The organism is Halochromatium sp., assembly GCF_054919635.1.
On record NZ_JBUDPI010000071.1, the window covers coordinates 1 to 13,552 of the forward strand.

10 protein-coding genes are annotated in these 13,552 nt (G+C 61.8%); 4 read left to right on the top strand and 6 right to left on the bottom strand.

Going from position 1 to position 13,552, the window contains the following annotated elements:
- Positions 1–843, bottom strand: an 843-nt coding sequence (locus tag ACY693_RS06465) for an SGNH/GDSL hydrolase family protein (protein WP_462321012.1), incomplete at its 3' end; no start/stop codon positions are given.
- A gap of 2 nt (positions 844–845) precedes the next feature.
- Between ACY693_RS06465 and ACY693_RS06470 the strand changes: the two genes are divergently transcribed.
- Genes ACY693_RS06470 through ACY693_RS06480 form a run of 3 tightly spaced genes read left to right on the top strand, consistent with a single transcriptional unit; the run spans position 846 to position 5,844 of the window.
- Positions 846–971 (top strand): hypothetical protein, encoded by a 126-nt coding sequence (locus ACY693_RS06470; RefSeq protein WP_462321013.1) that lies wholly within the window; start codon positions 846–848, stop codon positions 969–971.
- Complete coding sequence (locus tag ACY693_RS06475; protein ID WP_462321014.1) at positions 968–2,230, top strand: metallophosphoesterase family protein; 1,263 nt, start codon at positions 968–970, stop codon at positions 2,228–2,230. Before ACY693_RS06470 ends, ACY693_RS06475 begins: the two co-directional genes overlap by 4 nt.
- Complete coding sequence (locus ACY693_RS06480; RefSeq protein WP_462321015.1) at positions 2,227–5,844, top strand: ATP-binding protein; 3,618 nt, start codon at positions 2,227–2,229, stop codon at positions 5,842–5,844. The genes ACY693_RS06475 and ACY693_RS06480 overlap by 4 nt, the downstream gene beginning before the upstream one ends.
- 79 nt (positions 5,845–5,923) lie before the next feature.
- Here the strand turns inward: ACY693_RS06480 and ACY693_RS06485 are convergent, their stop codons facing one another.
- Complete coding sequence (locus ACY693_RS06485; protein ID WP_462321016.1) at positions 5,924–6,571, bottom strand: cell wall hydrolase; 648 nt, start codon at positions 6,569–6,571, stop codon at positions 5,924–5,926.
- A gap of 303 nt (positions 6,572–6,874) precedes the next feature.
- Between ACY693_RS06485 and ACY693_RS06490 the strand changes: the two genes are divergently transcribed.
- A complete protein-coding gene (locus ACY693_RS06490; RefSeq protein WP_462321017.1) occupies positions 6,875–8,203 on the top strand; it encodes a glycosyltransferase family 39 protein in 1,329 nt (442 codons plus the stop codon).
- Positions 8,204–8,486: 283 nt separating this feature from the next.
- Here ACY693_RS06490 and ACY693_RS06495 read toward each other — a convergent pair whose 3' ends face one another.
- The 4 genes from ACY693_RS06495 to ACY693_RS06510 form a co-directional block, all read right to left on the bottom strand.
- Positions 8,487–8,918, bottom strand: coding sequence for a pilin (locus tag ACY693_RS06495; RefSeq protein ID WP_462321018.1), 432 nt, complete (start codon positions 8,916–8,918; stop codon positions 8,487–8,489).
- 307 nt (positions 8,919–9,225) lie between these two features.
- Positions 9,226–10,920: a phospholipase D-like domain-containing protein gene (locus ACY693_RS06500; protein WP_462321019.1), complete on the bottom strand. Its 1,695-nt coding sequence runs from the start codon at positions 10,918–10,920 to the stop codon at positions 9,226–9,228.
- Between the two features lie 183 nt (positions 10,921–11,103).
- The gene (locus tag ACY693_RS06505) at positions 11,104–12,495 is read right to left on the bottom strand and encodes a glutamate decarboxylase (protein ID WP_462321020.1); all 1,392 of its coding nucleotides are present in this window, start codon (positions 12,493–12,495) and stop codon (positions 11,104–11,106) included.
- A gap of 149 nt (positions 12,496–12,644) precedes the next feature.
- Positions 12,645–13,552, bottom strand: a 908-nt coding sequence (locus ACY693_RS06510) for a polysaccharide deacetylase family protein (RefSeq protein ID WP_462321021.1), incomplete at its 5' end; no start/stop codon positions are given.

The following is a 13,552-nucleotide window of genomic DNA, read 5'->3' on the forward strand; positions in this document are numbered from 1 at the left end:
CTGAGCTTCTGCCATCTGCGCTGCCTTTGATCCCGGGGCTGCCGATGACTCCTGCGGGGCTGCGAACGAAGCCATGCGCAAGGCATCACGCGCCTGCAATACAAGCTGCAGGATGCGTGAGTGCTCACGCAGCCACTGCCAGAGCCGACCGCTTACAGACCGGGCCGAGCGGTAGTCGGCTGAGAACAGAAATCGATCATCCCAGGTCAGGCCAGTCTCCTCAGCGATGAGATACGGCCGCAGCGGCTCATTGTCCAACGGGCGCGAGTTCTCATTGAGATCATTGCCAATAAAGAAGGCGAGCACGACGATGTCGGGTGAAAAGGCTTGAGCGATATGACGCCAGGCGAGCAGCGACTGTGCGGTGCTGTAACCGCTCACGGCAAAGTTCAGGACGTCAACAGCAGGCTGGCCGAGCTCAGCCTCAGGCTCGGCTCGAGCCGTCGGCATGGGTTCGGCGTCGGCTCCAGTCACCGTTAGCGGGATGGTGGAGTCACTGGCGCAGAATCCCTTGTTTAGGCTCTCGCCCATCAGTCGCCACCAGGTCTGGTCGAGCGGTACTTGAACCGCCTCGGTGAAGGAGTCGCCAAGTACAGCGATCCGCAGCACATCTTCAGGCTTGGCCTGGGGGTGATCTTGATCGCGGAAGCCCAGTGCGTTGGTCGAGATCAGCGCCTCGCCTTCGAATCGCTGCCATCCTTGACTCTGAGGTGGCGGTCGCCAACCCAGCACCGGATCGACCCGCTTTGCAAAGGCCCAGTAATATGACTGCCCCATGAGTCTGAGTCCGATCTCGCCGAGCAAGAGGGCGGCCAGTGAAGACGCCAGGATGAGGAGCAGCAAACGTGACAAGGGTGATCGATGAGGAACGGCTGTTCGAGGAGCCGCCAATCTACCGGATCTACTGGTGCCCTGCAGTGGAAACAGCTCGAGGGCTGATGATCAGCGATCAGGAGTCGGTGAGCCCGTGAAGTTCATCCACAGCGCCGATATTCATCTCGACAGCCCGCTGAGCGGCTTAGAGCGCTATGAAGGGGCGCCTGTCGACGCGATCCGCGGTGCCTCGCGCAGGGCATTCGAGAACCTGATTCAGCTGGCGATTGATGAGCAGGTGGCCTTTGTGCTCCTCGCTGGCGACCTCTTCGATGGCGACTGGCGGGATTACAACACGGGGCTCTTCTTCGTTCGGCAGATCCTGCGTCTGAAGGAGGCGGCGATCCCTGTCTTCGTGGTCGCAGGGAACCATGATGCGGCGAGCCAGATGACAAAGACGCTCAGGCCGCCGGAGAATCTGCATCTCTTTGCCACCCGTGCGCCCGAGAGCTGCATCCTCGAGGAGCAGGGCGTTGCCATCCACGGACAGGGGTTTGCGACCCGAGCGGTGACCGAAGATCTGACAGCCAAGTATCCGCTGGCCAATCCTGATTATTTCAATATTGGTCTACTACACACGGCGCTCGATGGCAGACCCGGCCACGAGGCCTATGCACCCTGCACACTCGACGGCTTGCGCTCGCGCGGCTACCAATACTGGGCACTCGGTCATGTCCATCGTCGTGAGGTCGTCGCAGAGGCGCCCTGGGTGGTCTTCCCCGGCAACCTGCAAGGGCGCCACGCGCGTGAGACCGGCCCCAAAGGCTGCTCGTTGGTTGAGGTGGATGAGGGCCAGGTGGTCTCGGTCGAGCATCGTCCACTGGATGTGGTGCGTTGGACGGTCTGCGACCTGGACCTGAGTGAGGTACAGCGTCTCGATGAGCTCTATGACCGCGTTGGGCCGTCCCTTGCCGCGGCAGTCAGTAAGGCCGAGGGACGTATGGTGGCAGCGCGTCTGCGCTTGCATGGGCCCTGCCCAATTCACACCCGGCTGCGCGCCGAGCAGGAGTCCGTCGTCAATGAGTGTCGTGCATTGGCCGAATCGGTGGGCTCCGGGGCCATCTGGATCGAGAAGCTGGTGCTCGAGACCGAGCAGGAGAGCTATGAGGATGCTGCGCTGGAGCGTGATGACGCCTTCAGCGGGCTGCTGCGCTCGATACGTGATCTTGATCTGGACGCCGAACGCCTAGCGGCCTTGTCTGAGGATTTTGCCGACCTGAGCGCTAAACTCCCGCCTGCGCTGCGCTGCGCTCCTGATGCCATTGATCCCGCTGATCCGGAGCAGCTAAGAGCCCGCTTGGAGGATGTCAAGGCACTCTTGATAGAGCGACTGTTGCGCGAGGGGCGGCGCCCGTGAAGGTTCTCGAGCTGCATCTGCTGGCCTATGGCCCGTTTACCGGCAAGACCTTGGACCTCAGCCAAGGCAGTGAAGGGCTGCACCTGGTCTATGGCCCAAACGAAGCCGGCAAGAGCTCGGCGCTTCGCGCTCTGGGCGCGCTGCTGTACGGGGTGCCGGAGCGGACACTGGACGACTTTCGGCACGCACGAACCGAGCTGCGCGTCGGTGCTCGGTTGCGTGGCGCTGAGGGTGACGAGCTGCAATGCTATCGCCGCAAAGGCCGCAAGAATACGCTGCTCGATGCCGCAGGCAGCCCGCTTGCTGAGGAGCGTCTGCAGCGGCTGCTCGGCGGCGTCGCCGAGCCACTGTTCGAGCGCCTGTTCGGGATCGATCATCAGGCCTTGGTCAGCGGCGGCCAGGCGCTGCTGCTCGAGCGGGGGCGCGAGGCGGAGGCACTATTTGGCACCGGCTTGGGCAGCACCTCGGTTCAGGCGCTGCTGAGCAGTTTCGAGCAAGAGGCGCAGTCGTTGTTTGCGCCGCGGGCCTCGAAGCCGGCGCTCAACGCCGGCTTGAGCAGGTTATCCGAGCTCGAGCGCGAACAACGCGATCTGTCGCTCTCGGTTCGGCATTGGGATGAGGCCCGCAAGGCCGTTGAGAAGAGCACCAGCGAGCTGCTGGCCATCGATCAGCAGCTTGCTGACGCCGCTCGGCGCCGCCACAGCCTGGAGCGGATCAGACGATCCTTGCCGGGATTGGCCAAGCGACGTCATCTGCGTGAGCAGATCGCGGCGCTTGGTGAGGTCCCATCCCTTGAGGATGACGTCAGTCAGCGCCGAGAGGCAGCCCTAACAACGCATCGAGTCGCGCTCGAGGGTCGCGCGAAGGCGGAGGCTCGGCTCAAGGGTCTGCGTGCGGATATCGCCGGCTTGGAGGTCTCCGGAGAGCTGCTGGCCGAGTCCGATGGGATCGACGAGCTGCGTGATCGATTGGGTGGCTATCTGAAGGCGAGTCGTGACAAGCCCGGCCTGATCGAGAGCCGGTTGACCCTGCTCGAGCAGGCCCGGCAGCGCTTCACTGAGATTCGTGCCGATCTCAGGCTCGATGCGATCGAGACCTTGCGGCCGATGCTCAGTCGGCGGCGTCGCGCCACCGAGCTGGGCGGGCGTCGCGAAGCCCTGGTGTCCGCTGTGAGACAGGCCACCGAGAATCGCCAAGCGGCCGCGGAGAAGCTCGGCAAGAAGCGGGAACAGCTGGATGCCTTGCCTGAGCCGATTGCCGATGTGGTCCTGCGGCAAGCACTCAGGGAGGCGATCGGCGAGGGCCGCAGAGCGGGTGACCTCGATAGTGCGCTCGCCCAAGCGACGGCGCGATCGATCCAGCATCAAGCGGCCTGCGAGCGCGAGCTTCAGGCCCTTGGACTCTGGAGGGGGAGCCTCTCCGAACTGGCAACTGCAGCGCTCCCGAGCACGCAGACGCTGGCGCGTTATAGGAGTGGATTCGACGCGCTTGACGACGAAGCAGGCCGCCTGAACGAGAGGATCACTGACGCACAACATGAACAGCGCGAGATCGAGACAGCCCTGCGGGCACTACAGCTCTCGGGCGAGGTGCCAACAGAAGGCCAGCTTCAGGCGGCCCGCGAGCGACGCGATCAGGGCTGGCGGCTCCTGAAGCGGCAATGGATCGATCAGGAAGACATCGCTGTTGAAGCCCGGAGCTACGCGACCGACGTGTCGCTGCCAGAGGCGTTCGAGCAAGGCCTTGCCCATGCCGACGAGGTGGCCGACCGGCTTCGCCGGGAATCACACAGGGTCCATGAGCAAGCAAGCGCGCAAGCCAAGCTCGAGGCTTGTCGTCAGCGCTGCTCCGATGCCGCGTCCGCGTTAGAGCAGATTAGGCGACAGCGGGAGGAGCTCGAGACATCATGGCATGCCCTGTGGGCGGAGCTGAGCATCGAGCCGCTTCCCGCCACTGAGATGTTGACCTGGGTCGAGCAGGTCATGCGGCTGCGCGAGAAGATCGTGCAAGGCAATGAGCTGCGGGCTTCTGCGCATGCGCTAGCGATCAGCCGCGAGGATCAGGCCAGCACTCTGATCCGGGCTTTGTCGGCTTGCGGGCAGCCGCTCCCTACGGAGGCACTGCAGCAACCGATGCAACACTCATCGGTGCAGACGTCGTCGCCGTCAGCGCTGCAACCGGCCATGCAGTCCCAAGGGACGCAAGGCGCACTGCGCCCGTTGCTCGAGTATGCTGAGTCATGTCTCGATGCGCTCGAGCGTGGCGCGAGCCTGCGGGCTGGGCTCGAGAAGGAGGTGGCCGAGTTCGAGGAGACCTTGCAGATGCTCGGCCGAGAGGTGAGCCGCAGCGAGCAGGACCTCGCCGGCTGGACGGCCGATTGGGCCGCGCTGATGCGCGAGCTGCGCCTGCAGGATCAGGCCACACCCGCTGAGGTGTCGGACTATCTGCAAGCGATTGCGGATGGTCTTGGGTTAGTCGATGACGCGGCCAAGATCGAGATCCGTATCCATGCGATCGAGCGCGAGGCTGAGGATTTCGAGCGCGATGTGCGGGGTCTGCTGGAGCGGTTGGCTCCGAACCTTGCGCGTCGTCCGGTAGGTGAGGCCATGCACCAGCTCGCCGCACAGCTGACTGAGCAGCGAGCGGCGAAAAGTCGGCTCGACGAGCTCAATAAGCAGATGATCCAAGCCGAGCACGAGATCCGCGATGCCAATGGGGTGCTTAGCTCGGCGGACGCTGTGCTGGCCGAGCTCTGCCAACAGGCGGGTTGTGACAGCGTCGACGAGCTCGAGGCCGTCGAACGGCGTTTCCTTGATCGCCGCAGGCTGATCAACCAGCTGCGTGAGGTTGAGACCGAGCTGATCGACAATGGTGATGGGTTGAGCCTTGAAGGCTTAGAGGCCGAGGCCGCAGAGATCGACCGCGATGCGGTGATCGCTGAGCTTGCCGCTCTCGATCAGCGGATCGACCGCGAGCTGAAACCGCAACGCGAACTGATTTTTGAGCAGAAGTTGAGTGCCGAAGGCCAATTCCAGGCGATGGCAGGGTCTGATGAGGCCTCGGCACTCGCGGAGCAGGTTCAGCAGACGCTCTCCGAGCTGCGCGGACAGGCCGAGCGCTACATCCGCTTGAGGCTCGCAGCGCGCCTGCTGCGTGACGAGATCGAGGCCTTTCGGCGAAAGCATCGCGATCCCATCCTGACGCAGGCGAGCCGTTACTTCAGTAAGCTGACCTGCGGCTCTCTGATTGCCGTCGAGACCGATTTCGATGAGGTCGACCAGCCGGTGCTGGTTGGCAGGCGACCGAACGGCGAACGGCTCCGGGTGGAGGCGATGAGCACAGGCACGCGCGATCAGCTCTACCTAGCGCTAAGGCTCGCGGCGATCGACCACTATTGTCAGAGCTCCGAGCCGTTGCCGCTCATCGTCGACGATATCCTGATCCAGTTCGACGATGAGCGATCCCGCGCGACCCTAGAGGCCCTGGTTGAGTTTTCCGCCACGACCCAAGTCATCCTGTTCACCCATCATGGGCGCGTCGTCGAGCAGGCGAGGGGGCTCGAGCGCGCAACCGCGTCTGTCTTTGTTCACGAACTGGACCGACAAGCCGGATGAAAGGGACGACGATCTAGCAGGCTCGTTCTGCCCGTATCGGCCCGTATCCGCCAGTATCTGTCGTATACGCGCGATGACGTCAGCTCTGGCTGGGGCGCGACGCGGGACGATAGAAGAGGTGGCGTCCGATCTGGGCGGTGCGTTGGAACGAGCGCGACCATTTCGGCGAGACATAGGTGGCATGATAGTAGAGGGCACCGTTGGTCGGGTCAGGGGATTGCTCCGCCAGGATCTGGCGCCCCAGGTCGAGAGACTTGCGCCAGGCCTTCTCTTCCGTGGGATGGTCCGACTTACCGTCGCACCACCAGGAGAACTGGCAGCGATTGCGCTTTTGACCGCCCTGTTTAACGACGTCGCAGACCGACTCCGGAAAGGCTTCGGAAGCAACCCGGTTCAGGGTCACCTGAGCAACGGCGATCTGGCCGGTCAACGGCTCGGATCGGGCCTCATGGTAGATGTTGAGGGCGAGGCAATGCAGGTCTTCGTCGATAGCGGGCTCTACCTCCGTGACGCGAGCGATCGGCCTGGCATCCGACGGGATCGCGCAGGCGGTCGGCGCTGAACTATCAGCCGTCGCAACGGCCTCGGCAGGCGAAACCTGTGACAATGGCTCGAGCCTGGTTTCGACTGGCTTGAGCTCCTTTGTTTCACGCGGCTCGAGCACCGGCGACAAGAGCATTGAGGGGACGATGGTTGCAGCGAAGGCAGCGATGGAGGCGGTTCGCATAAGCTCCTTCCTGTTGTTATGTTTTCAGCAAACGAGATTAGGGACTTATGATATACGAGGTCGCGCAATAAGGGAAATCCCTAAGGTTCTGTGCTGCAGGTCTCCGACCCAGGCGCTGGCGCTCGCATTCCGCAAGAACTTTAAGGTATCGTTATGAAGTTTTGTCAAGCTGTATTCACCTTGCTAGCGTAGGTTTTTGCCTCGCATCAACGCCAGAGGAGCCGTCTCGTGAGCCCAGATCCGTCAACAAAGCCGCAGAAAAAGCAGCGCAGCAGTTCGTCCGTCTCCCTCGCCACTTTATTGATGCTGGCAGTGATCATCGCCGCCGGCGTATTTCTGCGCGGTCAGGCCTATCTAGGCACCGAGGTGGTCGAGCCGCTTCAGGCAGGCTCCGCCGATGCCTACGCGCTGGCGCAGACCCTGAGCAGCCAAGGCGCCCTCCAGATCTTGTCTGCTCCCTTCGATGCCAACGCTGAAGCCGATACCTCTGAGACCTTTGGGAGTCTCGGCTATCCATTGTTTCTCTCGCTGTTCGCCAACCCGGAGGCGAGTACCGGCAGCATTAACGCGATCGTCATCTCGCAGCTCGTGCTCGGCGCCTTGGCGATCCTGCTCGTGTTTATGCTCACCAGTCGGCTGATGGACCGACATTGGGCCCTGATCGCGGCACTGCTGACCGCCGTCAGCCCTTATCTGGTGAACATCAGCCTTTATGTCGTCAGCGCGACGCTGCTGCTCGTGATCCTACTGCTTTACCTAACCACGACGGCAAAGATTGGTGAGCGCAAGGCTCTGATTAGCGGCTTTGTGGCAGCCGTCTTACTGGGCCTCGTGGTCTGGGTCGATCCCACCTACGAATTCTTGATTCTGCCTTGGCTGCTGGTTTTATATGCGTCGAGCAAAGGCGCCTCGAAGCTGATCACACCGATCGCCGCGATTCTCGGTTTTGCCTTGATCGTCGGCCCCTGGATCGCACGTAATCAGGAGGTGATCGACACCCCAATCGACACCGCACCAATCGCCGCCAGCCTCCAGCAGGGAATGCCGGAATCACAAACGGGAGACGCAGCCTCCACAGAGGCGACGGATCTGCAAACGGTGCTTGGCCAGTTCAGTGGCGGTTTTCTCGATGATCCGCGCGGATTCCTGAGCTGGTACTTCATCGACAAGCCGACGGTACTTTGGTCGGTGGGCGAGCAGGCAGGGATTGAGCAGACCTTTGTCTACCCGGTGTCAGAATCGCCCTACACCGAGAACCCGGCCTTTCTTACCAGCGCGGAATTCATGCAGCTCCTGCACGATCCTGTGCTGCTGCTCGGTGCACTGGGTGCGCTGCTGGTCTGGCTACCCTTCGCTGGTCGACGCCTGACCCCGGCACAGCGTATTGGCCTGCGCAGCATCAGCTTGGTCCTGATCTACACAACCCTCGCCAAGATCTTCGGCACCGCAGCACCGCAGTACGCCACCCCACTGCTGCCACTGCTGTTCGTGATGGCCCTGACACCATTCTATATCGTCACCGCACCGCAGCTAGAGGCAGCGCCGAAAAAGGCAGCGAAATCCAAGAAGTCCAAGTCGAAAGGCCAGGAGCGAGAGGATGAAGCTAGTGAGGCCGCTCCTGAGGCCGCTTAGCTTTGTTGAGGCCTAGACAGTGGAAGCGAGGCTCAAGGAAGAGGCACTCCGAAGCCCAACGGATGCCGCCGTCATGCCGTCCGTGTCCGTGTCAGGGGCGCAATCGTTAGGGCTTCAATGCCATGGTCTTATGAACCGCATCGTCGGATAAGAAGCTCAACTTCATAATTCAGGCTGAAAAATGCGAGAGCAACTTCGGTTGCTCTCGTATTCGCATAGACTACGCAACCGCTAACTGCAAGCTACGTTGTTCTTGAGCTCTAGAGTTCAACAGCTTATTAGATCACTCCGTGTTACGGCATTCTTGTGGAACCATTGATAGACAGTCTTCAGTGGTGGAACATGCCCAGGTGACCATGCCATTATCCTCAAGTGTCGGTGTGAGTGTTACTGGGCACCCGTCAACAGTGTCTGTACCAGTGATTGTGATGACACCAGCGTCGGCGCACTCTAGTGTTGCAATATTGCCCGCCTCGTCATCTGCAGCTATTGTAGTTACGCCATCGCAGGAATTTGCAGTATCGTTGTTACTGATAATATTTTCGCTAACAGTTGTCTTAGCCGCTGATCCAGCGACAAGCAGCTCAGACATACGTGCACGTTGCGTATAATCCAAATAAGAAGGAATTGCGATTGCCGCGAGAATGCCGATTATGGCAACCACGATCATCAGTTCGATAAGCGTAAAACCAGCTTGTAATCTTTGCTTCTTCATCATGATGTCCTGTTGAATTTAGAGTCGAAATTCTGACTGTAGTACGTGAGCTCGTCTTGAATGTATGGTCGAGTCAGCGCACAGTTAATAAGAAGCAATAGGCATGCCAACGTACCTTTGATGAGTGATCACTTGGTAGTCTCCTATAGAAGTCATTGATAACACCTCAAGCAATGATCTAGAGCAAGATTTGACTAGATATATGCGCCCCTGCTGCCAAACATAGCTGACAAAAATAGACACTATTTGACGATATTGGCATAGCACCCAGTCTGATAAGTACGCGCGAATCGATGTCTACTCACAATTACAATACCGGCCCCAGCATGGCGACGGTGTTGTTGATGAGGCGCCGATGGCGGGGCCAGTTGGCGACCTGCTCGGGGTCGACGAGCAGCGCGCTTTCGAGGTAGCGCTGTTGGCGCGCTCGGATCTGCTCGGTCAGATCAGGATCGTAGAGCAGGATATTGTTCTCATAGTTGAGATCGAAGCTGCGGCGGTCCATGTTGGCGGAGCCGACGAGGCTGATCTCGCCGTCTAGGGTGAGGGACTTGGTGTGTAGGAGGCCGCCGACGTATTCGTAGATTTGGACGCCGGCGTCGAGGAGGTCGGCATAGTAGCTGCGGCTGGTGGCGGCGACGATGCGGCTGTCGTTGCGTTGAGGGAAGACGATCAGGGTCTCGACGCCGCGGCGGGCGCTGGCGCAGAGGGCGGCCTGCATGGATTCGTCGGGTACGTAGTAGGGGGTGGTGATCACCAAGCTGTGGCGGGCGCTGTAGATCAGGGCTTCGAACAGCTCGGGCATGGCCGAGTAGCGCACTGTGGGACCGGTGCCGACGACTTGGGCGCTGATGCTGGCTCTGAGCGCAAATTCATCGATCGATTGGGTGCTGCTACCATTCGGTTCAGTGGGGGAGCTAGCGATCTCCGTGACAGCGTCGGGGGCAGAGAAGATGAGCTCGCTAGCGCTATCCATGGCGGTGCTCGGACTGCCAGTACGGGTGCTGGTGCTGCTGCGGCTTGAGCTCGGGGTGCCGGCTGGGCCAACATTGCCACTGTCCGTTGAAGAGCCGTTTCGGCTTTCGCCGACTCGCCTGGCGGTAATGCTCGGAATCGGACGCAGCAGCAGCGCATCGATGTCATCATCGACATGCGCCATCCAGTCACCGGCGAACAGATGCTGGTTCTGACGTGCGATCGGCCCTTCGAAGCGGACCATCATATCGACCCAGGGCGCGTACTTGGGCTTGACCCGGAACTCGGGGTCGGCGCAGTTCTGGCTGCCGCAGTAGGTAATCCAGTCGTCGATGACGACGATCTTGCGGTGATTGCGAAGGTCGATGCGGCCGCCGAGCACGCGCAGAATGGGATTACCGATGGGCAAGGCGCGCGCGAGCTTGACGCCAGCGGCCTGCATGGTTTTCCAGTGCTCGGAGTGGATCATGCTGCGCGAGCCGAGGTCATCCGCCATCGCGCGGCAGGTGACGCCGCGCTGGGCGGTGCGCATCAGGGCCTGGGCGATCTTAAGCCCGTTGTTGTCTGCGAGCCAGATGTAGAACAGGACGTGGACGTGATCTTGGGCGGCGTCGATGTCGGCGACCAGTGAGTCGATGACAGCGTTGGAGTCTGGCGGGATGCAAGCTCGATTACCGCCGATCGGCTGGAACCCACTGATGGATTGCCCGACCTGGAAGAGATGGGCATGACGATCAGGGATCGATGGCCTGATGCTCGGTGCGTCCATTCCGGGGGCTGCAGTGACCGGAGGCATCTGCTCGAGCACGCGACGCATGCGCTCGGCGCGCTTGCGGCCGATGTTGGTCTCCCCGAGCAGCAGATAGGCGATGATGCCGCCGATGGGCAGGGCGATGACCACCACGACCCAGGTCAGCCGAGCCGTGGGATCTCGGTGCGGCTTTAGCAGCACACGGATGATCACCATGATCTGAATCATCGTATGCAGCGCGACGAACAGCGTGGTGAATAGGGCCGATTCAGTCATTGCTGGTTGCCGATTTTGGCGGGAGATCCATGTTCGATGCGCTCGTCATCTCCGGTTATCGGGACGCGTGGCAACAACACTGGGCAACCGCGCCCCTGCCGGTGGGCGGCCGCCACAGGGTGCGGGCACCAAGCGCCGCTGAGTGGGCGAGCAGCATCCCTGCCGCAGGAGTCCGAAGTCACTTCAATGCGCAAACTGCGGCGTCGGCGGTTTCGGCGCCCGATCGGTCTGCGGTGCAAAGTGGGTAACCGCCTTCTTGATATCGTCGAGCAGCATCTGCCCCATGTCTTCGCTGAATCCTTCACGCACGACGATGCGCAGCACGGCGACGTCCTGAGCATCCTCCGGCATGGTGTAGGCGGGCACCTGCCAACCGAACTCGCGCAGCTTATCCGAGACGTCGAAGACGCTGTAGTGGTTGATCTCGTCGCGCAGCTTGAAGGCGAAGACCGGGATGGCGCTGCCGTCGCTGACGAGCTCAAAGGGGCCGATCTCGGCGATGCCGCTGGAGAGCATCATCGCGGTGTCGCGCAGCGCCTCCATGATCTGCCGGTAGCCGGCCTCGCCGAGGCGCAGAAAGTTGTAGTACTGGGCCACGACCTGGTTGCCGGGGCGGGAGAAGTTCAGCGTGAAGGTCGGCATGTCGCCGCCGAGATAGTTGACGTGGAAGACTAGGTCGTCCGGGAGATCCTCTTGGCCGCGCCAGACGACCCAGCCAATACCGGGATAGACCAGACCGTACTTGTGGCCGGAGACATTGATCGATTTGACCAGTGGCAGCCGGAAATCCCACTTCAGGTCTGGATGTAGGAAGGGCGCGACAAAGCCACCGCTGGCGGCGTCGATGTGCATCGGGATCTGCCAGCCGGTGCTGGCGTTCTGCTCGACCAGTGCGTCGTGGATGGCTTCGATCGGCTCGAACTCGCCGGTAAAGGTGGTGCCGAGGATGGCGACGACGCCGATGGTATTTTCGTCGGTGCGAGCGATGACCTCATCGGCTGAGATCACGTAGCGACCCTTCTGCATCGGGATGTAGCGAGGCTCGATCTCCCAGTAGCGGCAGAACTTCTCCCAGACCACCTGGACGTTGGAGCCAAGGATCAGGTTGGGCTTGTCGGTCGGCTTGCCTTCGGCTTGGCGACGCGCGCGCCAGCGCCATTTGAGCGCCATGCCGGCGAGCATCACCGCCTCGCTGGAGCCGATGGCAGAGGCGCCAACGCCCGGCTCCGGCGCATTGAAGAGGTTGGAGACGATATTGATGCAGCGCGCCTCGATCTCGGCGGTTTGGGGATACTCGTCCTTGTCGATCAGGTTCTTGTCGAAGGCCTCGGCCATCAGTCGCTCGGCCTGGGGCTCCATCCAGGTGGTGACGAAGGTGGCCATGTTGAGCCGCGAGTTGCCGTCGAGCATCAGCTCATCGTGGATCAGCTGGTAGACCGTGTCGGGTGCCATCTCATGTTCGGGGAGCCGATTCTTCGGGATCGCCTGCTTCATGCCACGGCGGGCGTAGGCAGGGGCGAGCACGGCGTCGGCGTCGTCGGCATTGAAGCCTTGGGTCGGCTGCTTGTCCGTCATCAGGATCTCCGGAGTGGGACTGGGTCGGTTGACAGCCGGCAGGGTAGCGGGCCGGTCTGAGTCGGGCAAGGAATGGGGGGATGCGCGATCGTTCGCAGCAGGGCCTTTGCCACGAGCGATGACCCTGTCGCTCGTCTTCGAGTTCTTCACTATCGGGGTGCACAGACCCGTCGCCAATGCTCAGCAATCTCCTCCCGTCGGCAGATCCAGACCTGCTCTTGGCGGCGGGCGAAATCGAGGAACCGTGACAATGCCATTGCCCGCGCGGGATGACCGCTGATGCGCCCGTGCAGCCCCACGCTCATCATCTTCGGCTGGCGCCCGCCCTCGTGCCAGAGCAGCTCGAAGGCGTCGCGCAGCTGCTGAAAGAAGTCATCGCCGCAGGAGAAGCCGCCTGGGAGCAGATAGCGTGCGTCATTGTTGACGAGCGTGTAAGGGATGATGAGGTGCGGGGGCGAGCCCGGTGCCCAGTAGGGCAGGTCGTCGTTGTAGGCATCGGAGTCATAGAGCAGGCCGCCTTCTTGGCGCAGCAGCCGGCGGGTGCTCGGGCTGACGCGACCGGTGTACCAGCCGCGCGGGCGCTGACCACAAGACGATTCGATCAGCCGCACCGTGCGGCGGATGTGTTGGCGCTCCTCGTCCTCGGGGATGCGGTGATAATCGAGCCAACGATAGCCGTGGCCAGCCACCTCATGGCCGGAGGTGCAGAGTGCGCGCGCCAGCGGTGGGTTCAGCTCCAACGCGCGGCCGGTGGCGAAGATGGTCAGCGGCAGATTGCGCTCGCGAAACAGCTCCAGGATGCGCCACACACCGGCCCTGGCGCCATACTCGTACATGCCCTCAACACTCAGATCACGCTCGCCGCGCCGCGCTGGGCGGCCAGGGAGCTCATGCAGGTAGGCCTCGGATTCCGCATCGCCGTTGAGGATGCTCGACTCGGCGCCTTCTTCGACATTGAGTACGAACTGCAGGGCGAGGCGAGCACCTCCGGGCCAGGCTGGGTGCGGCGGCTGGCCGCTATAGCCAATCAGGTCGCGCTCGGCCATCAGCCGAGCTC

Bases quoted from the DNA above. Each gene is read 5' to 3' on its own strand.
- ACY693_RS06485 (WP_462321016.1), bottom strand. From the start codon at position 6,571: ATGCGAACCGCCTCCATCGCTGCCTTCGCTGCAACCATCGTCCCCTCA.
- ACY693_RS06490 (WP_462321017.1), top strand. From the start codon at position 6,875: ATGCTGGCAGTGATCATCGCCGCCGGCGTATTTCTGCGCGGTCAGGCC.
- ACY693_RS06495 (WP_462321018.1), bottom strand. From the start codon at position 8,918: ATGAAGAAGCAAAGATTACAAGCTGGTTTTACGCTTATCGAACTGATG.
- ACY693_RS06500 (WP_462321019.1), bottom strand. From the start codon at position 10,920: ATGACTGAATCGGCCCTATTCACCACGCTGTTCGTCGCGCTGCATACG.
- ACY693_RS06505 (WP_462321020.1), bottom strand. From the start codon at position 12,495: ATGACGGACAAGCAGCCGACCCAAGGCTTCAATGCCGACGACGCCGAC.